Consider the following 25132-nt stretch of genomic DNA (forward strand, 5'->3'; position numbering starts at 1 on the left):
CTCCGTCCGGCCCGGCGCGACGGGCCATGATCGGCGGCGGGCCGGCCGGAGGTGATCTCGGTGGCCCGCGGCGCGGCGCCGTGATCGGAAAGGCGTGGCGCCGGAATTCATTCCATTGATTGGTCAAATATTTCCGACATACTAGGTTCGGGGTATTACGGCAAGGAAATACGAATGAATTCATTTGATGGGAGAATCATGGAGTCGCTGGTCGTCGAGCGGGTGGAGACGTTCGTCGTCGAATTGCCCTCCATCAGGTCGTTCAGCATTTCCGGAGGGAGCGTCACCACGGCGGGAAAGCCCGCGGAACGTGTCCTCGTCAAGGTGACGGCCGGCGGCGTGACCGGCTGGGGTGAGGCGACGCCGACGCCCTCCTGGACGTACGAGACCATGGAGTCGATCTCGACGACCATTCACCGTTACCTCGCTCCGGTATTGGTCGGACGGCCGGCGTGGGATCTGGACGGCGCCTGCGCGGCCTACGAAAAGGTGATCAACCGGGGCCTGACGATCGGCTCCCCCATCGCCAAGTCCGCGCTCGACATCGCCCTGCACGACCTGCTCGGCCGGGCCCTCGGGGTCCCCGTCGGCGTGCTCTGGGGCCAGCGCCGCCTCGACCGGATCCGGCTCGGCTGGATCGTGGCCGGGCAGGCCCCGGGCGAGGTGCGCAAGGCGGTCGAGGAGGGGCGGGCCGAGGGCTATCACGCGTACAAGGTGAAGGTGGGCCTGCACGACGAGGCGACGGACGTCTCGATCGTGGCGGCGGTCAGGGAGGCGGCGCCGGACGCGCCCATCTGGGTGGACGCCAACCAGGCCTACACCGTGGACGCCGCGCTGCGCATGGCGCGCCGGCTCGCGGAATTCGACGTGTCGGCGTTCGAGCAGCCGCTGCCCGCCAACGACGTCACCGGGCTGCGCAGGCTGCGTGACCACAGCCCGCTGCCGGTGGCGCTGGACGAGAGCCTGCGCCACCCGTCCGACCTGGCCACGTTCGTGAAGCTCGACGCGGTGGACATCGCCATCGCCAAGGTCCAGCGTTCGGGCGGGCTGACGCTCTCGCGGCGGCTGTGCCAGCTCGCCGAGGACGCGGGGCTGCGCATCATGGGGTCGGGACTGACCGACACCGATCTCGGGTTCGCCGCCTCGCTGCACCTGTTCGCGGCGTTCGGCGTCGACACCCCCGTCGATCTGAACGGACGGCAGTTCGTACGCTCGGCCTATGTCGGGGGGAGCACGGTGGAGGTCGTCGACGGCACCGCTCTGGTGCCGACCGGGCCCGGCCTCGGTGTCGAGGTGGACGAGGACGCGGTGCGCGCCCTCGCCTCGGCGCACTGGAGCGTCTGACGGCGGCTCCGGCCGGTCGCGGCCCGGGGCGGACGACCTGCCGCCCCGGGCCGAACAAACCCGGGCGCCCGGCTCAGCGCAGCCAGTCGTCCAGGTTGGCGGCGACGAAGTCGTCGTCCACCAGCCAGGGATAGGCGGCGCGCACCCGGGCGATCTCCTCGGCCTGCCCCGGGGACAGCCCCTCGCGGGTCGAGGCACCACGTGCCGGCCAGAAGGCCCTGCCCGCGCAGCACCTCGTGGACCCCGGCGATGCAGCCGTGGAAGCCGCCGGCCACGTCGAAGACGGCGCCGTTGGCGTCGGTGAGGTCGGCGGCGCGGCCCAGCAGGGAGCGCAGGACCTCCTCGTCCCCGGCCCACGCGCGCCGCACCTCCTCGAACATGAGCACGGCCGCGCGGGTCCACACCGCCCACTGGCCGAGCAGTCCGCCGACGACGCGGCGGCCCGCGATCGGCGTGAGCAGGTCGGTCAGGATGTTGTCGTCGTTGCCGGTGTAGAGCGCGATGTCGTCGGCCCGTCCGGACGCGGCGACGGCCCGGACCACGTCGACCGTACGGTAGCGGTCGAATGGCGCCATCTTGATCGCGACCAGGGACTCCTGCTCGCTGAGTGAGCGCCAGAAGGACGGGCTCAGCCTGCGGCCGCCCACCGCCTCCTGAAGGTAGAAGCCGATGACGGGCAGCACCTCGCCGACGGCCCTGGCCCGCTCCAGCAGTTCCGCCTCGCCGGCGCCCGGCACCTTCGGCGACAGCAGCACGGCGTGGTAGCCCAGCGAGGCCGCCAGCTCCGCCTCGGCGACGGCCTGGGCGGTGTCGCCGCACGCCCCGGCGACCAGGACGAACGGCCGGTCGGCCTCCTTCGCCACGACCTCGGCGGAGATCTCCAGCACCGGCCGGAGCAGCCCGACTTCGCGGATCTCGAACTGGGTCGTGTGCACGGCGACGGCCACCCCGCCCGCCCCGGAGGCGAGGTAGTAGCGGGTGAGCGCCCGCTGCCGGCGCTCGTCCAGCGTGCGCCCGGCGGTCAGCGCGAGCGGGTGGGCGGGGATGACCGTCCCCGCTCTGAGCAGGTCGAGCGACATCTCAGAACCTCCCGTCGCGCACGGCGAACTTGGTCGGCTTCCCGGACAGCGGCAGCCCCCGCGACAGCCAGCCGGCCTGCCAGGCGATCAGCGTGTCGAGCGGCACCTCCGGATAGCCGAACAGGCCGTGGCAGCGAGAGGCGTCGCTCAGCAGCGCCGTGCCGCTCTCCTCGCCGGTGAAGGTCGCCTCGACGCCGAGAGCGGCGCCGAGCCGGATCGCGATCCGCCGCACCGACGCCGTCTCCGGGCCGGTCAGGTTGAGCGTGAACGCCTCCGGAGCGCGCGCGTGCAACAGCGATCGCAGCGCGACCTCATTCGCGTACCCCTGCCACACCACGTTGACGTGCCCGGTCGTGACGTCGACCGGCTCACCCGCCGCCACCGCGGCGGCGATGTCGGCGATCACGCCGTAGCGCAGATCCACCGCGTAGTTGAGGCGCAGGATCGCGACCCGCGTACCGTACGCGGCGGCGGCGTGCTCGAACACGCGTTCCCTGCCGAGGCAGCTCATCGCGTACTCGCCGACGGGCCCCGGCTGGTCCTCCTCCGCGCAGCCGCCGGAGGCGAGGGGTGCCAGCGGGTACACGTTGCCGGTGGAGAAGGCCGCTATCGCCGAGTCGCGATAGCGCCGGGCGACCGCCGCGGGCAGCGCCGCGTTGACCGCCCACGCCTGGTACGGCGCCGCCGACGTGCCGAACTTGGCGCCGACCATGAAGACGACGTTCGCCGCGTCGGGCAGCCCGGCGAGGTCGTCGCCGCCCATCAGGTCGTGGCGCACCACGTCGACGCCCTCGTCCGCCAGCGCCCGCGCCGCCGCGTCGTCCGACCAGCGCGAGACCGCGTACACGCGGGCGGAGCCGCGTCCGGCGGCGTCCAGCGCGCGCCGGGCGAGCCGGACCAGGCTCGGCCCCATCTTGCCGCCGGCGCCGAGGACGACGAGGTCGCCGTCCAGCCGGCCGGCGTCGGCGACCAGCGCGGCCGAGGGGGTGGCCAGCCGGTCTTCGAGCTCCCGCTCAGAGGTGAACATGTCGCGCTCCTTGGTGGTGTGGCCGGCGGTAACCCACGCCCAGCCGATCGAGGAGCGGCAGGTGGGCGGTGAGCCGCCGGGTGAAGTCGCCGAGGTCCCGGCCGGAGGTCCAGGCGGCCTCGGCGACGGCGCAGAGCCGGGGGAAGGCGTTGTAGTCGAAGCGTTCCCTCGTGGGGAGGTACTCGCCCCAGAGCTGGGCCTGCATCCCGAGGACGCCTTCCCCCGCGTCGAACCCGTAGACGGTCTCCAGCGGAAGCGGCCCGGCGATGCTCACCGGCTCGCCGGGGGCGTCCGACTCGGCGTAGTCCAGGTAGGTGTGCGTGTGGGGCGCCGCGACCACGTCGTGCCCTGTTCGCAGCGCTGCCTCGATCCGGTCCACGCCCCGCCACGCCATGATCACCATGTCCTCGGGCGGGTCGTGGTCCAGCATGTCGTCCCAGGCGACGGCGCGGCGGCCGAGCCCGCGCAGGTGCCCGGCGAGGAGCCGCCCCCACCAGCCGTGCAGGGCCTCCGGGCCGGGGAGCCCGGCGTCCGCCACCCGCCGGGCCGCCTCCGGGCTGGCCGCCCACTCCTCCGTACGGACCTCGTCACCCCCGATGTGGACGAACCGGGACGGGAACACATCGCACAGCTCGTCGAGCACGTCGCGGGCGAACCCGGCGGCGCGGTCGCTCACGTTGAGCACGTGCGAGGAGATGCCCCACGAGGTGCGGACCCGCACGGGCTCGGCGGACGGGTGGCCGAGCCAGGGGCAGGCGGCGATCGCGGCCTGGGAGTGCCCGGGAAACTCGATCTCGGGGACCACGGTCACGCCCCGGGCCGCCGCGTAGTCCACCAGGTCGCGCAGCTCCCGCTGGGTGTAGAAGCCGCCGTGCGGGGTCCCGTCGAACCTGCCCTCCCGGGCGTGGCCGACCGGGGACTCGGCGCGGTGGGCGCCGACCTCCGTGAGCGGCGGGTGCGCCCGCACCTCGAAGCGCCACCCCTGGTCGTCGGTGAGGTGCAGGTGCAGCACGTTGAACTTGTGCAGCGCCAGCAGGTCCACGTACGCGCGCAGGAAGGAGACCGGGCGCCACCAGCGCGCCACGTCGATCATGACGCCGCGCCAGGCGTACCTGGGCACGTCCCGGACGGTCACGCACGGCACGGCGCCGGGCGCGCCGAGCTGGCGCAGCGTCTGGACGCCCCAGCCCAGCCCGGCGGCTCCGGCCGCGGCGATCCTGGCCGTTTCCGGGGTGACGGTGAGCGTGTACCCCTCGTCGCCCAGCGACGGGTCGTCCACGAGGTCGAGGACGATCTCCCCGGGGGCGTCGCCGTCCTCGGGGAGGCCGAGCAGCTCCCGGGCCGCGTCGGCGTGCGGGCCGCGCACCCGGGCGCCCCGGTCGAGCGGGAACCGGCCCTCGCCCGAGATGAGTGAGGTGACCTGGGGAATCACCGCCCGAGCACCTCGCGGAACGCCCCGAGCGCCTCGCCGACGGGCGGCGCGTCCGGATACCACACGCGCTCCCATTCGAGCGCGAGATATCCGGCGTATCCGATGCGGTCCAGCTCGGCGAGCACGCCGGGCACGCCCACCGCGCCCTTGCCCGGCAGCACCGGCGCCAGATCGGTGGGCGACGCCGCGTCCTTGATCTGCACGTGCCTCAGGTAGGGCGCGAGCGCGTCCGCGGTGGCCGGGGCCGCCTCGCCCGCCCGCCACGGGTTGACCACGTCCCACAGCGCGCCGACGCGCGGCGAGCCGACCCCGGCCAGGACTCCGGCGATCGCCTCGCCGGTGAGGAAGACGTCGTGGGTCTCCAGCAGCACGTCGACGCCGTTGTCCGGCAGCCGGTCCGCGACCTCCGCGAGCCTCCGAGTCGCGGCGGCGGCCGGACCGGCCTGCCCTTCGACGCCGCCGAAGACCCGCACGTACGGCGAGCCGAGCGCTTCGGCGATCTCCACGTGACGCAGCACCTCGGCCACCGGGTCGCCGTCCGGCCGCGCCACCCGGGTGTAGGAGCAGACCGCGACGATCTCGACGCCGGCGGCGGCGAACGCGCGCGCGACCTCGCGCAGCTCGCCGGCGGGCGTGTCCGGCGAGATGATCTCGCCGTCGGCGCAGCGCAGTTCCACACCCGCGCAGCCGTACCGGGAGGCCGTGGCGATGACGTCGCCGACGGGGGCGCCGGGCATGCCGAGCGTGCTGAACGCGAGAGGGTTCACAACTGTCCCTTCACAGTGATGGAGGACCCCTGACGGGATGACTCGTAGACGGCGAGGGCGACGTCCAGGACGGACAGCGCGTACTCGGGCGTGACCTCGGGTGTGCCGTTCTCCGCGCAGGCCCGCGCGAAGTCGGCGAGCTGCGCCGCGAACGCCGTGGTCATCTCGCCCGGCTCGGGGGCGGCCACCTGTGTGGCGACCCCTCTCCGGAAGGACCAGACGCCCTCGCCCCGGCTGATCCGTATCGCGCCCTCGCCGCACACGACCTCGGCCTCGTCGGTGAACGGCAGGCCGGTGCCGGTGACGGAGATGGTCGAGCGGGTGCCGTCGGCGTGCCGCGCCAGGGCGACCGCCTCGGTCTCGACCGACCCGCCCGCGGGCGCGGCGGTGTGGCCGGTGACCTCGACGATCGGCGAGCCGACGAGCATCTGGAGCTTGTCGATGCTGTGGGTGCCGACGTTGAGCACGATGCCGCCCCCGGCCATGCCGGGGTCGAGGAACCAGCGGGGTCGCGCGGGGTCGGCGTAGTCGGCGGTCCGCCGCTCCGAGGCCACCACGACGCGGCCCAGCTCGCCCGAGGCGAGGTAGGAGGCCGCGGCGCGCAGCGTCGGGACGAAGCGCAGCACGTGCCCGACCGCGAACACGACGCCGGCCGCGCGGCAGGCCTCGATCATGCGGATCGCGTCCTCGCGCGTCGGTGGCGGATCGGCTTCTCCCAGGAGGACGTGCAGTCCGGCCGCGGCCGCGTCCAACGTGATCGGGGTGTGCAGGGCGTGCGGGACGGTGATCACGACCGCGTCGAGGCCGCCCGCGTCGATCATCGCCCGGTGATCGGTGAAGACGAGGGCCCCTGCCTCCGCGGCCAGCTTCTCCGCCGCCTCGGCGCGCACGTCGCACACCGCGACGACCTGCGCCTGCCCGCCGGTGCGGCGGGCGGCGGCCACGTGGAACTCCGCGATGGTGCCCGCGCCGATGACGCCCAGGCGCAGCGTAGGCAGGCGCAGCCCGGATGTTGTTGTCACGATTTCCTTTCCGGTTCGGATGGGGCGCTTCAGCCCTTGAGTCCCGCGGACATGGTTCCGCGGACGAAATAGCGCTGGGCCAGGACGAACACCACCAGCATCGGCAGCAGGCTCATCATCGCCGCGGCCGTGACGAGCTGGTCGTTCCCGACGAACTGGCCCTTGAGGCTCAGCACGCCGACGGGCAGCGTGTAGTGCTCCGGCGAGGTGAGGTAGATCGTGGGTTCGAGCACGGCCTTCCACGACGTGGTGAACGTGAAGACCGCGAGCGTGGCCAGGGCGGGCTTGGCCAGCGGGAGGTGGATCCGCCAGAACACCTGCCAGGGGTTGGCGCCGTCGAGGCTCGCTGCCTCCTCGAAGTCCTTCGGAATGCCGAGGAAGGTCTGCCGCATCAGGAAGATCCCGATCGGGGTGGCCAGCCAGTACGGCGCGATGAGCGGCAGCAGGGTGTCCAGCCAGCCCAGCGAGCGGAAGAGCAGGAAGTTCGGGACGATCGTGATGACGGTCGGCAGCATCATGGTGCCGAGTGCCATGGTGAGCAGCGCGTCCCTGCCGGGCAGGCGCATCCTGGCGAGGGCGTGCCCGACCATGGCGCTGGTCAGCACGTTGCCGGCCACGGCGAGGGCCGCGATCACCAGGCTGTTGGTCAGGTAGAGCCCGAACGGCGTACGCCGCCACACCTCCGCGTAGTTGTCCCAGTGGACCGGGTCGGGGATCCAGCTCGGCGGCACCTGGATGTACTGCGCGAAGCTCTTGAGCGAGTTGCTGAGCGCGGCCACGAACGGCACCAGCATGACCAGCGCGCCCGCCGTGACCAGGACGTAGGAGATGGTCTTACGCATAGTGCACCCACCTGCGCTGGAGCCGGAACTGCACCAGGGTCAGCGCGAGCACCAGCACGAACAGCACCCACGCGATGGCCGAGGCGTAGCCCATCTGGAAGAACTGGAAGCCCTGCCGGTAGAGATGGAGCACGGTCAGTTCGCTCGCCCCGTGGGGACCGCCGTCGGTCATCACGAAGACCTGCTCGAACGACTGCAGCGTCTCGATCGAGGTGAGCACCAGCACCAGGAAGGTGGTGCCGGAGATGCCCGGCAGGGTGATGTAGCGGAACCGGTTCCAGGCCGACGCTCCGTCGATCTTCGCCGCCTCGTAGCGCTCCTCGGGGATGGCCTGGAGGCCCGCGAGGAAGAGCACCATCATGTAGCCGACGCCCTTCCACACCGCGACCGCCGCGAGCGTGGGGATGACCAGCGCCGGGTCCTGCAGCCAGTTCTCCGACGGCAGCCCGAGGAAGCCGAGCACCTGGTTGGCGAGGCCGGTCTGCGGGTTGAAGACGGCGTCGGCGACGTACGCGACGACCACCCAGGACGAGACGACCGGGACGAAGTAGGCCGCGCGGAACAGGGCCATGCCGCGCAGCCGCTGGTTGAGCGCGATCGCCAGGCCCAGGGCCAGGACCGTCTGGGTCGGCACGAACAGCACCGCGAAGTACGCCGTGTTGCCGAGGGTCCGCCAGAAGACCTCGTCGCCGAACAGCCGGGTGAAGTTGCCGAACCCGACGAACTTCGGCGGGGAGACCAGGTCGTAGTCGGTCATGCTGAAGAACAGCGAGGCCAGCAGGGGCCAGGCGGCCAGCGCGACCAGGTGGAGCAGGTAGGGCGAGGCGAAGGCGAACGCCCAGGCGCGCTCGCCCGCGTGCCGTCTGCCGGACGATGGCCGCGGGTCGGCGGCCACCTTCCCGGCCTTCCTCGTGAGCACCGTCACTGCGTCTGCCCCGCGTAGAAGCGGTCGATGACCTCCTGGGCCTCCTTCTGGCCGGTCGCGAGCGCGGTGTCGACGGGCGAGGCGCCCGACAGCGCCTCGCTGATCCGCTTGGACAGGGCCTCGGTGTACTCCGACCAGACGGCGTTGACGCCGAGGTCGGTGGCCGCGTCGAGCGAGTCGAGGAACGCCTGGCGGCGGTCGGCGGGCAGGGCCGTCGCGGCGACCTTCTTGTTGATCGGGATCGCCTCGCCGAGCTCGGCCCACTTGCGCTGCGGGCCCTCCCCCGAGAAGAAGGTGATCCACTTCCACGCCGCGTCGGCCTGCGCCGGCGAGGCCGACTTGCTGACCACCCACGAGTTGACGATGGCGACGTTGCCGCGGCCGGCCGGGCCCTTCGGCATCGGGGCCACGCCGAAGTCGACGCCCGCGCTCGCCGCGGGCAGGGTGCGGGCGTAGATCCCGTACGACATCGCGACCCGGCCGGTGGCGAACAGCGTGTGGACGACGCCCTTGCCGAGGCCCTCGGTGGTCGCGTAGTCGGGGGCGAACCCGTCCTTGCCCATGGCGCCGAGCATCCATTCGAGCGCGGCCTTCGACTGCGGGCTGTCGACGACCACCTTGCGGTTGCCGTCGGTGACGATGTCGCCGCCGAACGCCTTGATGATCGGCCACCAGCTCTCGGTGAAGCCCGGCGAGTAGGCGCGGAAGCCGTACGTGTCGGGCTTGCCGTCGTTGTTGGTGTCCTTGGTGAGCTTCTTGGCGGCGGCGGCCAGGTCGTCGTAGGTCCAGTCGGCGGTCGGCGCGTCGACCTTGGCCTCGGCGAACAGCTTCTTGTTGTAGAACAGCACCGGCGTCTGGGCGCCCTGCGGGAAGCCGTAGATCCGGCCCTTGGGGTCCCGGTTCAGCTCGATGCCGGAATAGTCGGCGGCGTTGACGGTCTTGACCCGGTCCGTGAGGTCGGCGAGGGCGCCGCGCGCGGCGAACTCCTGCACGAGCACGCCGTCGGACAGCCACACCTGCGGCGCCTGGCCACCGGCGATCTCGGTCCGCAGCTTCTCGAAGAACTTGACGTACGGCGCCACCTCCAGCTGCACCTTGATCGACGGGTTGGCGGCCGTGAACTCCTTGACGAGCTCCCGCATGGTCGTGTCGGCCGGGTCTCCGGCTGCGGCGTAGAAGCCGAGCTTCAAAGTGACGGCTCCCGACTCGTCGGCCGAGCCGCCGCACGCCGCCGTGGCGGCCACGGTGAGCACGGCCGTCGCGGCGGCGGCGAGCATGCGCAGTCTCATTGGGTCCTCCAGCAGGAAGAGGGGAAGGGGGTGAGGATGACGGCCGGCGTCACCGGGGGACGCGGACCTCGACGAGGCTGCCGGAGGCGGCGCCGCAGGAGGCCCGTACGGCCAGCCGTGGCTGCAGCACGACACGGCAGACGGGGGCGGCCGCGCCGAGCTCGATCCGGCGGAGCAGCAGCTCGGTCGCCATGCGGCCCACCTCCGCCTTGGGCGGCGACACCGCGGTGAGCGGCACCTCGGACAGGTCGGCGACCTCGTCGTCGTAGGCGACGACGGCGATGTCGTCGGGGACGGTCAGGCCGACCCGGCGCAGGTAGGGCAGCAGCGCGGTCGCCTCGCGGTCGCCGAGGCACACCACCGCGCGGACCTTCTCCGTCACGCAGGCGTTGGCGTACGCGAGCATGTCGGGTCCGGTCCAGACGGGCTGCCTGGCCACGGCGTCCGGGATCTCCGGCAGCCCGAGGTCGGCCACGGCCTGGCGGTATCCCGCGAACACCTGCTCGGAGGTGGCGGTGCCGATCCGGCCGAGGTAGCCGATCCGGCTCCGCCCGAGCCCGTTGAGGTGCTGGACCGCGGCGTAGCCGCCGCCGTGCACGTCGGTGCAGACGTAGGAGGTCGGGTCGGCCGGCCGGGGGTCCGGCGGCCTGCGCTCCACCAGCACGTACGGCACGGGCAGCTCGCGCAGGCGGGCCAGGTGCGCGGCGGGGTCGGCGGCGAGGTGCAGGTTGGGCACCAGCAGCAGGCCCGCGACGCCGACGTCGACGAGCTGACGGATCTGCGCGAGCTCGACGCCGGGATCGTACTCGGAGCACGCGAGCACGAGCTGGACTCCGGCGGCGGTGGCCGCCCGCTCGATGCCCTGGACGATCTGGGGGAAGTAGTAGGTGTTCGACGGGACGAGCGCGCCGATGAGCCGCGGCCTGGCACCGGTGGTGGTGGCGGCGGTCACGAAGGTGCCCGATCCCTGCCGCCGCCGGACGAGTCCCTCGTCGACCAGCAGGTCGACGGCGCGGCGCACGGTGTTGACCCCGACCGAGTAGGTCTGGGCCAGTTCGGCCTCGGTCGGCAGCCTGCCGCCGACCGGCCAGCGGCCTTGCATGATCTCCTGCCGCAGGCGTGCGGCCAGGGTGCGGAATCGGCGTCCCCTTGGGAGGGAATTCATTCCGTCAGGTGGCTCCATAACGGGATTCTTCTCGTCATATCCGGGCAATGTCAACATAAAGTTATCCCCCTTTTTAAGCTGTTATAGGGAATGAATTCATGCCTCCTTCGGCATGGGAAAGGGCCGCCTCCGGACGGGAGGCGGCCCTCGGCAGAGCCGGTGTCACCAGCGGGCGGTGACGCTCCTGTCCTTGTCGTACGCCCCGGCCCAGTAGCGGCCGGGGGCGGTCAGGCGGTGACCGGCGAACCCGACCTCACCCGTCGGCTGCTTCAGCGCCTCGGAGGTCGCGGTGGCCCAGCCGTCCGCGCCCGCCTTCACCGTCACGTAGCGCCCGGCCGAGAAGGTGAACCGGCCGCGCACGGTCGCGGCCACCGGCTCCCCGCTCTCCTTGTCGACGACCCGCAGCCGCACCCGCGCGACGCCGCCCTCCACCGTGACGGCCATCGAGTCCACCACCATCGGGCGCAGGTCCGTGGTCCCGGTCGTCACCGAGACGGGGCCGGACGCGGGCCCGCGATGCCCCGCGACGTCCACCGGCACGATCCGGTACGTGTACCTGGTGCCGGGCAGCAGCCCGGTGTCGGTGTAGGTCAGGCCGCGGGCCCGGCCCGCGAGCGTGCCCGGCCCGGGGGTGAAGCCCGGTTCGGTCGATCTGTGCACCTCGTAGTGGTCGACCTCGGTGTCGTCGTGGGCCCGGCCGTAGCTCAGATCGACGGTGGCGTGGTCGAACGCGACCGCCTCCGGCGGGGAGCCGACCCCGGTCGGCGGGCCCGAGTCGGCGGGCGGCTCGGGCCACCGCGCCGACGGGCCCCAGATCGTGGGCAGCTCCCGGTAGGAGTCGTAGTGATGCAGCGCCACCCCGGCGAAGGCCGGGCTGCCGGAGAAGGCCTGGTAGACCTTCGCCAGCTCGGCCTCCAGCGCGTCCCTGCCCTCCTCCCGGAAGGTGATGCTGGACGGGTCGCCGCTGGTCGCGATGTCGAGCGTCTCCACCCCGACCACCACCGAGAGCGGCCTGCCGAGCCGTTCGGCGTAGGCGATCTCCCCGGCCGCCTGCGCGATGATGCCGGCCCCGCCGTCCGCCTGGTCGCGGTAGTCCATGATCGCGACGTAGTCCGCCATGTCCTGGATGTGCTCGGCCATCGTCGCGGTCTTCCCGCCGTACGCGATGTCCGTGCAGCAGGCGGAGGTGTCCAGCCAGCGGGGGATGGCGGGGCCGAACAGCAGCGGCTGCCCGGACGCGTCCCGGCGTGCGATCATCGCCCGCAGCGTGTCCAGCCACTGGATCTGCACGTCCGGCTTGGCGCTGTTGAACCACGGCAGGCTGTACGGCTCGATGTCCACGTTGATCCCGTCGAAGCGCTCGGCCGGCGCCGACGAGAGGTTGTAGTCGAGCACCCGCTCCATCTCCCGGACGGCGCGGTCCCGATATCGGGCGAGCGCCCCGAGGTAGGGCGGGCGGGTCCCGGCGGCCACCGTGGCGTGCACCTTCATCCCCCGGCGGTGCGCCCAGGCCACGAGGTCGCGCAGCTCCGGGCGGGCGTCATCGATCATGTCGCGCCCCGCGTACGTGTCCACGCCCAGGTACAGCGTCGAGCCGGGCGCGAGCACGGTCTCCAGCAGGCGGCGCGACCCGGGGTTGAGCACCAGGTTGTAGGAGGCCTTCTCCCACATCCACATCGCCCGGTCCTGCCGGTGCGCCACCGGGCGCTCCTTCTTCGCCGCCCCGAGGGCCACATATGTGCTGGGCGACCTGGACACGTGGCCGCGCGCGTCGACCGCCTCGGCCTCCAGGCTCGCCATCACGTCGCCGTACTTCGCCGGGTTCACCAGCGCGACGTACCGCCCGCGGGCTCCGGCGGCGCGCTGCCACGGGCCGCCGTTGACCCGGATCCGCACCGTGCGGACGTCCGCGCCGGCGACGTTCACCCGCACGAGCGCGGGCCGGGTGAGCCGCGCCCCGTCGGCGGGCTCGGCGATCGACACCTCCGGCGCCCTGGCCCGCGGGTTGTCCACCCGCAGCGTCAGCGGCTCCGACCACGTGCCGTACCGCGTGTCGGCGGCCGTGGCCTTGGCGTAGACCTCGACCTCGCCGTCCATCCCGCTGGTGTCGAGGTCGTAGGACCACGTCCCGATGTCGTCCGCGTCCGGGTCGCTCACCCTGGCGCGCTCGATCCGCTCGCCGTTCACCACCACGTTCACGTCGTACGCGCCGGTGAAGCGCCCGGTGAGCCGGATGACGCCGGGGGAGGACTCGGAGGAGTCGATCACCACCGAGGGCGGATCCGCCGCGGCGGCCGGAACCGCCGGCATGGCCGCCAGGGCGAGCACGAGCGCGCCGGCGGTCCTCAGAAGCCCTACAGGCATGGAAGCCACCTCCAAAGGAATGAATTAATGCCGGATTACGAAACATCCGCACAGCGGAATCCGTGAGATGGCGAAACCATAGCTCCGATATAGAGCGATAAAAATGGAATGAATTGCCTCCCGCTCGCTACTGTGGACCCGTGAATCGCGTACGTCTGCGGGCTGTGTCGCCGGCGCTCGCGCTGGTGCTGGTCGCGGTGGCCGGCTGCGGGGGCGGAAGGCAGACGCTCACCGTGTTCGCCGACACCTCGCTCACCGGGACGTTCGGCTCGCTCGGCAAGGCGTTCGAGGCCGCCCACCCCGGCGTCGCCGTCCGGTTCGATTTCGGCGGCAGCCCGGCGCTGGCGCAGCGGATCGTCAGGGGAGCATCGGCCGACCTGTTCGCCGCGGCCGGCCCGGCGGCCATGCGCCGGTCGGGGGCGCCCGGCCCGCGGGTCTTCGCGCGCGACAGCCTCCAGATCGCCGTGCCGAAGGGCGACCCGGCCCACGTCACGGGCCTGAAGGACCTGGCCGCGCCCGGCGTCAGGGTGGCCCTGTGCGCCGTGCCCGCGCCGTGCGGCGCGGCCGCTCGCGCCGCGCTCGCCGCCGCCGGTGTCACCGTCACGGCGGTCGCGCGGGATCAGGACGGCGGGGCCGCGCTCACCAGGGTGCGCCTGGGCCAGGCGGACGCGGCGCTTGTCTTCCGTACGGACGTCAGGGCGGCGGCGGGAGCGGTGGAGGGCGTGGACTTCCCCGAGGCGGTTAGGGCCGCCGAGGACTATCTCATCGCGACCGTCCCCGGGACCGGGCGCCTCGCCCTGACCCGGGAGTTCGTCGACCTCGTCCTGTCCGACCAGGGCCGCAAGGTCCTCGCGAGCGCCGGCTTCACCCCCGTGACAGGGTGACCTGCGGGCTTTCCGCGAGCCTGGCCGCCGTGCGCTCGGCCGTGGCCCTGGCCCAGCGGCCGGTCGTCAGGAGGGCGACCACCAGCACGATCAGCCCGTAGAGGGCGTTGACGCGGTAGGCCGCGTGCGCGGCCGGGACGAACGCGCTGTTCGCGCCGGAAACGACGGACCCCGCGATCGCCACGCCGAGGGACTGGCCCACCTGCCTGCTGGTCGAGGCGACCGCGGCGGCCACCCCCGCCTGCGCGAGCGGCATCCCGGAGACCGCGGTGTTGGTGATCGGGGGATTGAGCATGCCGAACCCGATCCCGAAGACCAGGTAGATCCCGAGCAGCAGGGGGAGCGGCGTGGTCAGCGTCACCTGGGACAGCAGCGCCCCGGCGGCGGCCAGGCACACGCCCGCGACGATCAGCGGCACGCGCGGGCCGCGGGTGCCGACGAGCCGTCCCGACAGCGGCCCCACGATCGTCGTGGTCGCCGCGACCGGCAGCGTGCACAGCCCCGCGGCGAGGGCGGAAAGCCCGCGATGGCTCTGCAGGTAGAGCGTGTTGAGGAACAGGAACGCCCCCAGCCCGGCGAAGCCCGACACCGCCATGACGGCCGCGCCCGAGAACGGCGCGCTGCGGAAGAACCGCATGTCGATGAGTGGTTCGGGCCTGCGCAGTTCGAAGACGACCAGCGCGGCCAGGGCCGCCGCCGCGACGACGAAGCAGACGGCGCTCACGGCGGGGCCCGCGGCCCGGCCCTCGATGATCCCGTACGTGAGCGTGCCGAGCAGGACGATGACCAGCACCTGCCCGACCGGGTCGATCCTCCGCGCCGAGGGCGCCTTCGACTCCGGGACGAAGCGCCAGGTCAGGAACAGCGCGAGCAGGCCGATGGGCACGTTGATCCAGAAGATGGCCCGCCAGTTCACCGCGTCGGTGAGCAGGCCGCCGACGACCGGTCCGAGCGCCATGCTCACGCCGACCACACCGCCCCACACGCCGATCGCCTGGGCCCGCTCCCTGCGGTCGGTGAACGTGTTCGTGATGATCGACATGGCCACCGGGTTGAGCATCGACCCGCCGACGGCCTGGACGATCCGGGCGGCCACCAGCCAGCCCAGGCTCGGTGCGAGGCTGCACAGCAGCGACCCGGCCGTGAAGATCACCAGACCGGTCTGAACGTGCGGCGGCGGCCCACTCTGTCGGCCGTCGAGCCCGCCAGCATCAGCAGACTCGCGAGCGTCAGCGTGTAGGCGTCCACCGTCCACTGGAGGCCGGAGACCGGCGCGTGCAGGTCGTGCCCGAGCGACGGCAGGGCGACGTTGACGATCGTGTTGTCGAGGGACACGATCAGCAGGCTCATGCAGCAGATGAGAAGGACGAGTATCCGCCGTCGGCGGGTCATTTGCGACACCACACCACACAACCGTACAGATCCGGTCATGGGGCGCTTGCGGCAGGGCAAACCGAATGAAATTCTGCTCGCATGCGTGCGACGGCGAACGGCATCGAGATCTGTTACGAGGTTTTCGGCGAGCCCGGGGGACGTCCGGTCGTCCTCATCATGGGGCTCGGAGCGCAGATGATCAGCTGGCCCGAGGAGCTGATCGGGCTGCTGGTGGAGTCCGGCCACCGGGTCGTCCGGTTCGACAACCGGGACGCGGGCCTGTCCACCCACTTCACCCCGGCGGACGACTCCGCGCCCGCCCCGTCGTACACGCTGGACGACATGGCCGACGACACGGCCGGCCTGATGGACGTGCTGGGCTGGGAGAGCGCCCACGTGGTGGGCGCGTCGATGGGCGGCATGATCGCCCAGGCCCTCGCCATCCGCCATCCCGCCCGGGTCCGTACGCTGACCTCGATCATGTCCACGCCCGGGCCCCGCGTGGGGAGGGCGACCGAGGCGGCCATGACCGCGCTGATGGCGCCCCCCGCGCGGACCGCGACGAGGCGATCGCGCGCGCCGTCGCGACCGCGCGCGTCGTCGGCTCCCCCGGCTACGAGATGGACGTCGAGCGCGTCACCCGGCTGGCCGCGGAGGCCTACGACCGGGGGTTCGACCCCGCGGGCACCGCCCGGCAGTTCAACGCCATCCGGATCTCCGGCGACCGTACGGAGGGCCTGCGCGGGCTCTCGGTGCCCGCGCTGGTGATCCACGGCGAGGACGACCCGCTGGTCACCCCCGAAGGCGGGACCGCGACGGCGGACGCCATCCCCGGCGCGAAGCTGCTGACCTTCCCGGGGATGGGCCACGACCTGCCCCGCCCGCTCTGGCCCGTCATCGCGGAGGCGATCGCGGAGCTGACCGAGCGGGGCTGACCGAGCGGGGCTGACAGGGCAGAGTTCAGATCTCGAGCTTGTCCTCGATCGCGCGGAGCTGGTGCCGGGCCATCGCGAGATTGGCCCGGTTGCGATCGAGGGCGAGGTAGAGGAACAACCCCTTGCCGCCGCGGCCGGTCAGCGGCCGGATGATGTGATACTGCGTGCCCAGCGTGATGAGGATGTCCTCGATCCCGTCGTTGAGCTTGAGCGCGTCGATCGCGCGGAGCTTGGCCTTGACCACCTCGGTGTTGGCCGCGGCGGCCACCTGGAGGTCGAGGTCCTTGGAGCCGCCGAGTGTGCCCAGCGCCATCCCGCTCCCGTAGTCGGCCACCGCCGCGCCGATCGCGCCGTCGATGGTCAGCATCTCCTTCAGCGAGACGTCCATGTTCGCCATTTCTCTTCTCCTGTTCTGGGTTGTCATCCGCGTTCGACGATGGCGGCGATCTTGTTCGCCGCCCTGCGTCCCTCGATCCGGAGCAGGCCGAGGTTGGCTCCCTGGCCTGCGAGAACGGTGAGGACGAGCGTGGGGCCCGCGGCGTAGCACGCGGTGTGCCCTGGGTGCCGGAGATCAGCGTCTCCTCCAGCCGCCCGATCCTGGCGAGATCGGTCATCTTCCGGCTCAGTGACAGCAGCGCCGACGTGAGCGCCGCGGTCTGCTCGGTGTCGGCGGCCAGGTCCGTCGTCACGAGCATGCCGTCGACCGTGCAGGTGAGCGCTCCGGTGATCTCGGGCGCCCGTTCGCGCAGGACGACCAGTTCCTCGTGTATGTCGTGGCGCAGGTCCACAGAGACACCCCTTCCGGCCCGCTTGAGCCACCCGATCACTACAGCGCCTCCAGCGCGTCACGCAGCCTGAGCAGCAGGTTCACGTCGGTCGCGTCACCGTTGACCTGCGGCAGTTCCGAGGTGGAGCGCCCGGGCTCCCTCGGCGGCGGGGGCGGCTGTGTGGGCGGCGGTGTGGGCTGCTTGGGCGTGCGCTTGGGCAGCGCCGCCGTCTCGCCCGTCACCACCAGGCCGGCCGCCGCGAGCTCCCGTACGGCCAGCAGCGTGGAGTAGGCCGGACGCCCGAGGCGGCGGGCCAGCTCGACCGGCGTGGCGGTGGAGTCCGCGGAGAGCAGCAGCTCCCACTGCAGCCGGGTGAGCAGCGCGTGGGTGCCGGGGATCCGCCGCAGGGGCGTCACCGGCCGCGCGTCCAGCTCCGCCGACGGCCAGGCCCGCTCCAGCCGGGCCCGGCGCCTGGCGCACTCGCGCAGCAGCCCCGGCACGTCGAAGAACCAGTGGACCCCGAGCCAGTGCGCGTCGCTCTCCCTGAACCTGGTCCGTACCGTCCTCGACGTGAGCAGGAAGAACGCCGCGTCGAGCGTGGCGGACAGCACGCAGAACTCCAGCTCGCCCCGGCTGAGCACTCCTCTGTCCACGAGCAGCGCCCCGCCGTCGCCGCCGGGACCGGCCTCCTGCCGCGCGTGCCGCATCCCGTTCGCGCTGATCCGGCCCGACGCGCCGAGCAACTCCTCCACACCGGGCGTGGCCGCGCACTCCACGTACGACACCCGGCCGCGGACGTAGTAGACCGTGCCCTCCTTGCCCACCCGCAGGGAGCCGGTGGCCTCGTCCTGGGCGAGGCCGGTGAGCACGGCGTCGAGAGTCGGGGCGGCCACCGGTCAGGCTCCCATCAGGAGGCGACCAGCTCGTCCGTGATCGTGCGCAGCCGCCGCCGTGCCAGGGCGAGGTTCGACCGCTCCACGTCCAGGCGTACGCACAGCAGCAGCGGGCCGTCGAACATCATCTCCATGGGCCGCACCAGGTGATAGGCCGAGCCCGTGGTGACGATCACGTCCTCGATCCGGAAACCCGTCTCCTGGGAGGCCATCGCGATCCCGTCGAGCGTGGCGCGGTAGGCCTCGCTGAGCCCCGCGGCCGCCCTCCCGGGATCGGCGATCCCCTTTCCCGCGACGGCCATGCCGCTGGTGTGGTCCACGAGAATGGCGCCGAGCGCGCCCGGGATCGACATGGCCTCGGTGAGGCAGTCCTCTATCCCGATCAACTCGTAACTCCTCGCCTCGCCGGTACAGCGCGGCCAACACTAGAGGAGCAGGTGAACGGGTCGCCCGAGCCGGAAACGGCCGGGATAAACGGATTAGTCCCGAAGAATAAGAATTCTTCCTCCCGGAATGGTAATCCCGATTTTCATGAAAATTCCTCGTATCATGGAGGCGTGGAACGGATTCTCGTCAGCGCCTGCCTGCTCGGCAGCCGGGTGCGGTACGACGGAGGGGCCAAGACCAGCGACGACGACCTGCTGGCCCGCTGGCGCGCGGAGGGGCGGCTGGTGCCCTTCTGCCCCGAGGTCGAGGGCGGGCTGCCCGTTCCCCGGCCGCCCGCCGAGATCGAGGGCGGCGCGGGAGGCGCGGCCGTCCTCGCGGGCGCGGCCCGGATCCTGACGCCCCAGGGCGACGACGTGACCGCCGCGTTCCTGTCCGGGGCGCAGCAGGCCCTCGCCGTCGCCCGGTCCTTCTGCGTACGGGTCGCGATCCTCAAGGAGGGCAGCCCGTCGTGCGGGTCGCTGCGGATCTACGACGGCAGCCACCAGGGCAGGACCACCCCCGGGCAGGGCGTGACGACCGCGCTGCTGGAGCTGAACGGCGTCCGCGTCTTCGGCGAGGACCGGATCACGGACGCCGCCCGCTATCTGGAGTCCTCTACGGAGACAGGGGATCGGACGTGACGATGACCGCGTTCTCGTCGGGCTTGTGCACCAGGACGTTGTCCACGTAGGACCGCACCGCCGCCTCCAGGCCGACGTCCTTGCCCGCGGCCTCCGACATGTACCAGCGGTGGTCGAGCACCTCGTGGAAGAGCTGGGCCGGCTCCAGCTTGCGCCGCAGGTCGGCCGGGATCGCGTTCACCACCGGCTGGAACACCTCGGCCAGCCAGCGATGGGCCACGATCGCCTCGTCCTCGTGCCGTAGCCCGGTGGACACCCGGAACGAGTCGAGGTCGTTGAGCAGCCGCCTGGCCTGGTTCTCCTCCACGTCGAGGCCGGTCAGGCGCAGCAGGCGGCGCTGGTGGTGCCCGGCGTCCACGACCTTCGGCCGGACGATCAGGCGGGAGGTCCCGGCCTTGCGACGCACCATCATCTCGGCCACGTCGAAGCCGAGCGAGTTGAGGCGGCGCACCCGCTGGTCCACGCGGTGCCAGTCGACCTCCTCGATGATCTCGTCCTCGGTCAGCTCGTCCCACAGCCGGTGGTAGCGCTCGACGAGCTGCTCGGCGAAGGCCAGTGGGTCGATGGTCGGGTGGAGCAGCCCGCCCGCCTCCAGGTCGAGCATCTCGCCGTAGATGTTGACGTGCGCCACGTCGATGTCGTGGGCCCGCTGGCCCTCGCTGATCGCCGGGTGGAGCTCCCCGGTCTCCGCGTCCACCAGGTAGGCCGCGAACGCCCCGGCGTCCCGCCGGAACAGCGTGTTCGACAGCGAGCAGTCGCCCCAGTAGAAGCCGGTCAGGTGGAGCCGTACGAGCAGGACCGCGAGCGCGTCGAGCAGGCGGATCAGCGTGTCGGGCCGCACCGAGCCCGACAGCACGGCGCGGTACGGCAGCGAGAACTGCAGGTGCCGCGTGATCAGAGCGGAGTCCAGTTCGGAGCCGTCCGGGGCGGTCCTGCCGGTGACGATGGCGACCGGCTCGACGGCGGGTGCGTCGTGCCGCGCCAGGTCCCACAGCAGCTGATACTCCCGCTTGGCATACCTGGTGCTGATCTCCTTGATCGCGTACACCCGGCCGCTGAGCCGGGCGAAGCGCACCACGTGGCGGGAGATGCCGCGGGGCAGCGTCACCAGATGGTGGACGGGCCACTCTTCGAGGGGGACGTCCCACGGCAGGCGGATCAGGTCGGGGTCGCTGGGGGCGCCGGTGATCTGCAGGGGCACCAATCGCTCCTTATCTGGGGGCTTCCACCCAAGTGTCGCGGATAGAGTCGGGCGCTATGACGCTGGTGGACGAGTTCATCGACTGGTACCTGGCCGAGAACCCGGTCAGGGCGGCCCTCCTGGGGGCCGACGGATACGACCGCACGCTGGGCGATCTCAGCGCGACCGCCTTCACGGCGCGGGAGCGGGCGACCGAGGAGTGGCTGCGCAAGCTGTCGGAGTCGACGCCCGAGAGTCCCGAGGACGAGATCGACAGAGACCTGGTCGCCGCCCATCTGCGCGGGCAGATCGCGCTGGCCCGCTGGCCGGAGTGGCGGCGCGAACCGGCCGCCTACCTCGGGGTGATCTTCGGGTCGATGTTCACGCCGTTCCAGCAGCGTCTCAAGCCGGAGGCCGAGCTGGTCGACGCCGCCGTCGCGCGGCTGGCCGAGGTCCCCGCCGTGCTCGCCGCCTGCCAGGCCAACCTGGACCCCGATCTCGCCGCCGACCTGCTCGTCAAGCGCGGCCTCGACCAGGCCCGTACGGGACGCCGCTTCCTGACCGAGACGCTGCCCGCGCTGGTCGGCGACCCGGACCTGCGGGCGCGGCTGGCCCGGGCCGCAGAGCCCGCGGCCGACGCGTTCGACGGGCTGGTCCGCTTCCTGGAGGGCTTCGAGGCCCGGGGCACCTGGCGGATGGGCGAGGAGCTCTACTCCGCGCTGCTGCGCGAGCAGGAGATGCTCGGGTACGGCGCCGCCGAGCTGCACGAGAAGGGCCGTCAGGCCTGGGCCGACCTGGACACGCGGATGACGGAGGTCGCCGCGCGCCTCGGCTCCGGCAGCTGGCGTGAGGCGATGGAGTCGCTCATGGACGACCACCCGCCGACCCTGGAGGCCATGCGCGCCGAGTACGAGGCCGAGACGCTGCGGGCGCGCGAGTTCGTCCGCGAGCGCGGGCTGGTGACCTTCCCCGAGGGAGAGGTGTGCCGGGTCGAGCCCTCGCCGGAGTTCCAGCGGCCCATCATCGCCGTGGCCAGCTACCTCGCCCCGCCGCCGCTGTCGTCCTCGCGCGACGGGGTGTTCTTCGTGCCGTACACGCCGGACGGCTTCACCGAGGAGCAGGTGCGGCAGCGGCTGCGGACCAACTCGCGCCCGCAGATGCCCTCGATCAGCGTGCACGAGGCGTACCCCGGCCACCACTGGCACCTGTCCTGGATGGCCGGCAACCCGCACCGCGCCCGCAAGATCTTCCGTACGCCCTACTTTGTGGAGGGCTGGGGGCTCTACGTCGAGAAGCTCATGCACGAGCAGGGCTACTTCGACACGCCGGAGACCGAGCTCGCCCACCTCGACTGCCGCATCTGGCGGGCCGCCAGGATCGTGGTGGACACCGCGCTGCACTGCGACGACATGACGATCGAGCAGGCGGAGGAGTTCCTGACCACGAAGGCGTCCCTGTCGCCGGGCACCGCCGCCGGGGAGGTCAACCGCTACTGCGCCTGGCCCACGCAGGCGCCCTCCTACCTGACGGGCGCCCTGGAGATCGAGCGCATCAGGGCGGACTACACGGGCGATCTGCGGACCTTCCACGACACGATCGCGGGTTCGGGCGGACTGCCGCTCGGTCTCGCCCGCAAGGTCGTCCTCGGTTAGTTCGGTCAGCCGCTGAAGGCGCGTTCGATGACGGCGGTGAGCTGGTCCTCGGTGAGCACCGTGGGCCGGCCCACGCCGAGGGCGCGGACGTAGACCTCGCACAGCCACTCCAGCAGGCGCGTCGCCTCGAACGCCTGCTCCAGGCCGCCGCCGATCGTCACCGCGCCGTGGCTCGCCATGAGAGCGGCCTGCCTGCCCTCGATCGCGGCGATGACGTTGCGGGCCAGCTCCGGCGTGCCGTACGTCGCGTACGGCGCCACCCGGACGGCGCCGCCGAGCAGCAGGGCGTTGTAGTGGATCGGCGGCAACTCGGTCATGGTCGAGGCGACCACGGTCGCGAAGACCGAGTGGGTGTGCACCACCGCCCGGGCTCCGGTCGCCGCGTACAGCGCGAGATGCATCGGCGTCTCGGAGGAGGGCTTGCGTTCTCCCTCCACGACCCGCCCTTCGAGGTCGACCACGGGGCAGTCCTCCGGGCGCAGCCGGTCGAGCGCCACGCCCGAGGGCGTGACGACGACCAGGTCGCCCTCCCGGGCGCTCAGGTTGCCCGAGGTCCCGATCACCAGGCCGAGGGCCGCCGCCCGCCGGCCGTACTCGCACAGCTCACGCCGCAGCTCGTCCACCCCGGCGAATCTACACAATCGGCGGTGTTTCGTGATGTCCTGACCTCATGTACGAGGCTTCCGAGTGGCGCCGCGAGGGAGACACGATCCGCAGGACCGTGGTCGCCCGAGATTTCCGTACGGCCATCGCGATCGTCAACGACATCGCCGAGCAGGCCGAGGCGCTGAACCACCATCCCGACATCGACATCCGATGGCGCACCCTCCACCTGGCGCTGACCACCCACGACGCCGACGGCCTGACCGACCTCGACTACAAGCTCGCCGCCCGCATCGACGCCATCGTGGCCGATCACGAGGCCGGATCCTCCTAGAGCGCGTTCAGTGCGGCGACGAGCTGTTCCTCCTCGCGCGCGAAGTGGGCCTCCAACTCGGCCGACAGGTCCGTGAGCCTGGCCTTGAGGACGGCGGGGTCGCCGGGCCCCGCCTCGCCGACCGCCGCACGCAGGTCCTCCCTGATCCGGGCCAGCCGCACATGCTCTTCGCGCAGGCGGTCGAGGGTCGGGGCCAGCCCGGGGAAGGCCCGCTCCAGCAGGGGGAAGCCCCGCTCGTTCTCGTTGACGTGGTGCTCGTGGAAGGCCGTGCAGAAGGACAGGCAGCGCTCCCGCAGCGCCCCCTCCAGGTCACGACCCGGCAGGTTCACCGGCGTGCCCGTGGTCAGCCTGTCCTCGACCGCCGCCAGCAGGGCCGCCATCTCCGCCCGCAGTCCGTCGTGGATCCGTACCAGTTCGTCGCCGATCGCCCGGGCGCGCTCGTGATCTCGCCGGTAGAGGGCGACGACGGGGATGACACGGGAGGTACCTGCCTGGTAATCGGCGAAGACCGGCACCAGCTCGGCCTGGCGGGCGTACATGCGGTCGCGCTCCTCGCCCGTCACCGGTACGGCCGTGGCGGTGAACGTCTCGATCGCCGTCCCGTCACCCGCCTCGACGGTCACCGTGGGATTGGCCAGCAGGTTGTGGTACCAGTCCGGGTGGCGCGGCGCGCCCGCGTAGGAGGCGAACACGAGAATCCTGTCCCCGTCACGTAGGCAGGCGACCGGGTTCGTCCGGGCGGCGCCCGTTCTGGCGCCGGTGGTCGTCAGCAAGATCAGCGGTGTCCCCTCGAACGGCCCGCCGACCGTGCCGCCGTTCGCCCGGAACTCTTCGATGATCTTGTCGTTCCATTCGGACATGCGACGATGGCTCCTGAACCTGAGATGTATTTGCTTTGATAGCAAAGCTATTTTGGAGATCAAAATATGTCAACGGATGAGGGGCTGAGCCTGGACGAGGGGGTCCGGACCCTCCTGCTGCTGATGCCGCGTCTGGTGGGCCGCGCCAAGCGCACGCCGGTCCCCGAGTCGCTCCAGGCGCTCGACCTGGCGCCACGGCACCTGTCGCTGCTGTCCTATCTGCTGTTCGACGGTCCGCTCACGGTGAACGAACTCGCCGCCCGGCTGGAGGTCGCCCCGGCCACCGTGAGCCTGATGGTGGGCGACCTCAGCCGTAAGGGCGTCGTGGACCGGCGCGAGGACGACGCGGACCGCCGCCGCACGATCGTGAGCATCGCCGAGGCCAACAGGAAGGCGGTCGATGCCTGGCTCGCCCGTGGCGCCCGCGCCTGGCGCAGCGCCCTGGAACCGCTGACCAGTGAGCAGCGGCGGATGTTCGTCGAGACGCTCCGCGCGTACGAGCGCGCCGTCACCGGTGACGCGGAGTGACCGGCCTGGCTGCTGTCCCTCCTGTGATCCCAGGTTATCGGCTGGCGAACTTGCCGCCTGCTCACGCAGCGTGAAAGAATTCATACAGATTTTCGAATCTCACGAGGAGGTGCCATGGATCTGTTCGACTCAGGTCCCGAGCGCCTTCGTCGTTCGAATAGCTCTGATAGCTGCTCTGATGGCTGGTGGGACCGGTTGACCTCCGGTTCCCCGTTGTGGTCGTCCGAGGGCTCAGCCGCCCGCGAGCATTTTGCGATCAACGACTGTGGACTGCGGCAGGACGCGAGCCAGGACACCAGCGACGGCGTGCCCGGTGCGGCCGGCGCTGACAGTGCCGGCCGGGACAGGGCCCGGTCGTCATGGGTGTTGGTGGGTTCTCTTCGCGAGACCTCGCAAGCCTTGGCGTTGGCGCCGTTGCCGGATGATGTGGACATCTGCCTGGCTGAGGCCGAGGAGTTGATGTTCGTCCGGGATCGGATCACGTGTGCTCTTGCTGATCGGGTGGGTCGGGTGCATGGTGCGGGGCAGGCCAGGCAGCAGGGGCATGCCTCGACCCGGAGTTGGTTGCGTACCGCCGGGGGGATGAGTGTGGCGGGTGCGGGCGGTTGCTGACGGTGGCGGTGGAGTTGGCCCGTCTGCCGCGGGTGCGTGCGGCGTTCGCCGAGGGGCGTTTGGCGGCGGGGGTGGTGGAGGCGATCTGCACGGCCACGGCGCAGTTGAATGATGAGCAGGTGGGGGTGGCTGAGCCGATTTTGCTGGAGCTGGCGGGTAAGGCGGGTCCGGCGGAGGTGGCCAAAGC

The 25132-nt window shown here is 71.8% G+C and carries 26 protein-coding genes and 3 pseudogenes; 10 read left to right on the top strand and 19 right to left on the bottom strand.

Annotated features, from left to right (window positions below; genetic code table 11):
* Window positions 1-174 precede the first annotated feature (174 nt).
* Window positions 175-1344 carry a mandelate racemase/muconate lactonizing enzyme family protein gene (locus B1L11_RS24335; protein ID WP_143737504.1) on the top strand — a complete coding sequence of 390 codons (1170 nt, stop codon included), beginning with the start codon at window positions 175-177 and terminating at the stop codon, window positions 1342-1344.
* A 524-nt stretch (window positions 1345-1868) separates the two neighbouring features.
* Here the strand turns inward: B1L11_RS24335 and B1L11_RS51770 are convergent.
* The 10 genes and pseudogenes from B1L11_RS51770 to B1L11_RS24385 form a co-directional block, all read right to left on the bottom strand.
* Window positions 1869-2423, bottom strand: a pseudogene (locus B1L11_RS51770) (dihydrodipicolinate synthase family protein); the annotation flags it as partial.
* Window position 2424: 1 nt separating this feature from the next.
* A complete protein-coding gene (locus tag B1L11_RS24345; RefSeq protein ID WP_079316627.1) occupies window positions 2425-3450 on the bottom strand; it encodes an NAD(P)-dependent oxidoreductase in 1026 nt (341 codons plus the stop codon).
* Window positions 3437-4882: a beta-N-acetylhexosaminidase gene (locus tag B1L11_RS24350; protein WP_179155302.1), complete on the bottom strand. Its 1446-nt coding sequence runs from the start codon at window positions 4880-4882 to the stop codon at window positions 3437-3439. Before B1L11_RS24350 ends, B1L11_RS24345 begins: the two co-directional genes overlap by 14 nt.
* Complete coding sequence (locus B1L11_RS24355) at window positions 4879-5649, bottom strand: sugar phosphate isomerase/epimerase (RefSeq protein WP_079316629.1); 771 nt, start codon at window positions 5647-5649, stop codon at window positions 4879-4881. Before B1L11_RS24355 ends, B1L11_RS24350 begins: the two co-directional genes overlap by 4 nt.
* On the bottom strand, window positions 5646-6671 hold the full coding sequence (locus B1L11_RS24360; RefSeq protein WP_179155303.1) for a Gfo/Idh/MocA family protein: 1026 nt from the start codon (window positions 6669-6671) through the stop codon (window positions 5646-5648). The genes B1L11_RS24355 and B1L11_RS24360 overlap by 4 nt, the downstream gene beginning before the upstream one ends.
* A gap of 29 nt (window positions 6672-6700) precedes the next feature.
* Window positions 6701-7513, bottom strand: coding sequence for a carbohydrate ABC transporter permease (locus B1L11_RS24365; RefSeq protein ID WP_079316631.1), 813 nt, complete (start codon window positions 7511-7513; stop codon window positions 6701-6703).
* The gene (locus tag B1L11_RS24370) at window positions 7506-8438 is read right to left on the bottom strand and encodes a carbohydrate ABC transporter permease (RefSeq protein WP_079316632.1); all 933 of its coding nucleotides are present in this window, start codon (window positions 8436-8438) and stop codon (window positions 7506-7508) included. The genes B1L11_RS24365 and B1L11_RS24370 overlap by 8 nt, the downstream gene beginning before the upstream one ends.
* Window positions 8435-9727: an ABC transporter substrate-binding protein gene (locus B1L11_RS24375; protein ID WP_079316633.1), complete on the bottom strand. Its 1293-nt coding sequence runs from the start codon at window positions 9725-9727 to the stop codon at window positions 8435-8437. Before B1L11_RS24375 ends, B1L11_RS24370 begins: the two co-directional genes overlap by 4 nt.
* A gap of 49 nt (window positions 9728-9776) precedes the next feature.
* The gene (locus B1L11_RS24380) at window positions 9777-10892 is read right to left on the bottom strand and encodes a GntR family transcriptional regulator (protein WP_218671275.1); all 1116 of its coding nucleotides are present in this window, start codon (window positions 10890-10892) and stop codon (window positions 9777-9779) included.
* A 162-nt stretch (window positions 10893-11054) separates the two neighbouring features.
* Window positions 11055-13256, bottom strand: coding sequence for a fibronectin type III domain-containing protein (locus tag B1L11_RS24385; protein ID WP_143737505.1), 2202 nt, complete (start codon window positions 13254-13256; stop codon window positions 11055-11057).
* 140 nt (window positions 13257-13396) lie between these two features.
* On the opposite strand from B1L11_RS24385, the gene modA reads away from it, so the two are divergent.
* Window positions 13397-14140: a molybdate ABC transporter substrate-binding protein gene (gene modA, locus B1L11_RS24390; protein ID WP_079316635.1), complete on the top strand. Its 744-nt coding sequence runs from the start codon at window positions 13397-13399 to the stop codon at window positions 14138-14140.
* On the opposite strand, the gene B1L11_RS24395 is transcribed toward modA, so the two are convergent.
* Window positions 14121-15293: an MFS transporter gene (locus tag B1L11_RS24395; protein ID WP_256862841.1), complete on the bottom strand. Its 1173-nt coding sequence runs from the start codon at window positions 15291-15293 to the stop codon at window positions 14121-14123. The genes modA and B1L11_RS24395 overlap by 20 nt on opposite strands.
* The gene (locus B1L11_RS51775) at window positions 15290-15490 is read right to left on the bottom strand and encodes an MFS transporter (protein WP_256862842.1); all 201 of its coding nucleotides are present in this window, start codon (window positions 15488-15490) and stop codon (window positions 15290-15292) included. The genes B1L11_RS24395 and B1L11_RS51775 overlap by 4 nt, the downstream gene beginning before the upstream one ends.
* 219 nt (window positions 15491-15709) lie before the next feature.
* Between B1L11_RS51775 and B1L11_RS51780 the strand changes: the two are divergent.
* Window positions 15710-16120 (top strand): annotated as a pseudogene (locus tag B1L11_RS51780) (alpha/beta fold hydrolase); the annotation flags it as partial.
* A gap of 14 nt (window positions 16121-16134) precedes the next feature.
* Window positions 16135-16449, top strand: coding sequence for an alpha/beta fold hydrolase (locus B1L11_RS51785; RefSeq protein ID WP_256862843.1), 315 nt, complete (start codon window positions 16135-16137; stop codon window positions 16447-16449).
* Window positions 16450-16474: 25 nt separating this feature from the next.
* Here B1L11_RS51785 and B1L11_RS24405 read toward each other — a convergent pair whose 3' ends face one another.
* The 4 genes and pseudogenes from B1L11_RS24405 to B1L11_RS24420 all read right to left on the bottom strand — a co-directional run bounded on the left by B1L11_RS24405 (window position 16475) and on the right by B1L11_RS24420 (window position 18495).
* On the bottom strand, window positions 16475-16846 hold the full coding sequence (locus B1L11_RS24405) for a hypothetical protein (protein ID WP_079316636.1): 372 nt from the start codon (window positions 16844-16846) through the stop codon (window positions 16475-16477).
* 217 nt (window positions 16847-17063) lie between these two features.
* Window positions 17064-17276, bottom strand: a pseudogene (locus B1L11_RS51790) (roadblock/LC7 domain-containing protein); the annotation flags it as partial.
* Window positions 17276-18109, bottom strand: a complete 834-nt coding sequence (locus B1L11_RS24415) for a MarR family transcriptional regulator (RefSeq protein ID WP_079316637.1) — start codon at window positions 18107-18109, stop codon at window positions 17276-17278. The gene B1L11_RS24415 and the pseudogene B1L11_RS51790, both read right to left, overlap by 1 nt.
* Before the next feature lie 14 nt (window positions 18110-18123).
* Window positions 18124-18495: a hypothetical protein gene (locus tag B1L11_RS24420; protein WP_079316638.1), complete on the bottom strand. Its 372-nt coding sequence runs from the start codon at window positions 18493-18495 to the stop codon at window positions 18124-18126.
* Window positions 18496-18666: 171 nt separating this feature from the next.
* Here B1L11_RS24420 and B1L11_RS24425 point away from each other — a divergent pair, with 171 nt between their 5' ends.
* Entirely contained in the window at window positions 18667-19176 is a 510-nt protein-coding gene (locus tag B1L11_RS24425) for a DUF523 domain-containing protein (protein ID WP_079316639.1), read from the top strand.
* On the opposite strand, the gene B1L11_RS24430 is transcribed toward B1L11_RS24425, so the two are convergent.
* On the bottom strand, window positions 19151-20377 hold the full coding sequence (locus B1L11_RS24430; protein ID WP_179155304.1) for a DUF4032 domain-containing protein: 1227 nt from the start codon (window positions 20375-20377) through the stop codon (window positions 19151-19153). The genes B1L11_RS24425 and B1L11_RS24430 overlap by 26 nt on opposite strands.
* A gap of 56 nt (window positions 20378-20433) precedes the next feature.
* Between B1L11_RS24430 and B1L11_RS24435 the strand changes: the two genes are divergently transcribed.
* Complete coding sequence (locus B1L11_RS24435; protein WP_079316640.1) at window positions 20434-22008, top strand: DUF885 domain-containing protein; 1575 nt, start codon at window positions 20434-20436, stop codon at window positions 22006-22008.
* Between the two features lie 5 nt (window positions 22009-22013).
* Here B1L11_RS24435 and B1L11_RS24440 read toward each other — a convergent pair whose 3' ends face one another.
* On the bottom strand, window positions 22014-22631 hold the full coding sequence (locus tag B1L11_RS24440) for a class II aldolase/adducin family protein (RefSeq protein ID WP_079316641.1): 618 nt from the start codon (window positions 22629-22631) through the stop codon (window positions 22014-22016).
* A gap of 47 nt (window positions 22632-22678) precedes the next feature.
* Between B1L11_RS24440 and B1L11_RS24445 the strand changes: the two genes are divergently transcribed.
* A complete protein-coding gene (locus tag B1L11_RS24445; RefSeq protein WP_079316642.1) occupies window positions 22679-22945 on the top strand; it encodes a 4a-hydroxytetrahydrobiopterin dehydratase in 267 nt (88 codons plus the stop codon).
* Here B1L11_RS24445 and B1L11_RS24450 read toward each other — a convergent pair.
* A complete protein-coding gene (locus B1L11_RS24450; protein ID WP_079316643.1) occupies window positions 22942-23805 on the bottom strand; it encodes a nitroreductase/quinone reductase family protein in 864 nt (287 codons plus the stop codon). The genes B1L11_RS24445 and B1L11_RS24450 overlap by 4 nt on opposite strands.
* Before the next feature lie 66 nt (window positions 23806-23871).
* Between B1L11_RS24450 and B1L11_RS24455 the strand changes: the two genes are divergently transcribed.
* The 3 genes from B1L11_RS24455 to B1L11_RS24465 all read left to right on the top strand — a co-directional run.
* A complete protein-coding gene (locus tag B1L11_RS24455) occupies window positions 23872-24333 on the top strand; it encodes a MarR family winged helix-turn-helix transcriptional regulator (RefSeq protein WP_079316644.1) in 462 nt (153 codons plus the stop codon).
* A gap of 114 nt (window positions 24334-24447) precedes the next feature.
* Window positions 24448-24945, top strand: coding sequence for a hypothetical protein (locus B1L11_RS47085; protein WP_179155297.1), 498 nt, complete (start codon window positions 24448-24450; stop codon window positions 24943-24945).
* The coding region (locus B1L11_RS24465; RefSeq protein WP_256862844.1) for a hypothetical protein at window positions 24939-25132 on the top strand (194 nt) is incomplete at its 3' end. The genes B1L11_RS47085 and B1L11_RS24465, both read left to right, overlap by 7 nt.

It is taken from the genome of Microbispora sp. GKU 823, from assembly GCF_002027145.1.
In the GTDB taxonomy this organism is placed as follows: Bacteria; Actinomycetota; Actinomycetes; order Streptosporangiales; family Streptosporangiaceae; genus Microbispora; species Microbispora siamensis.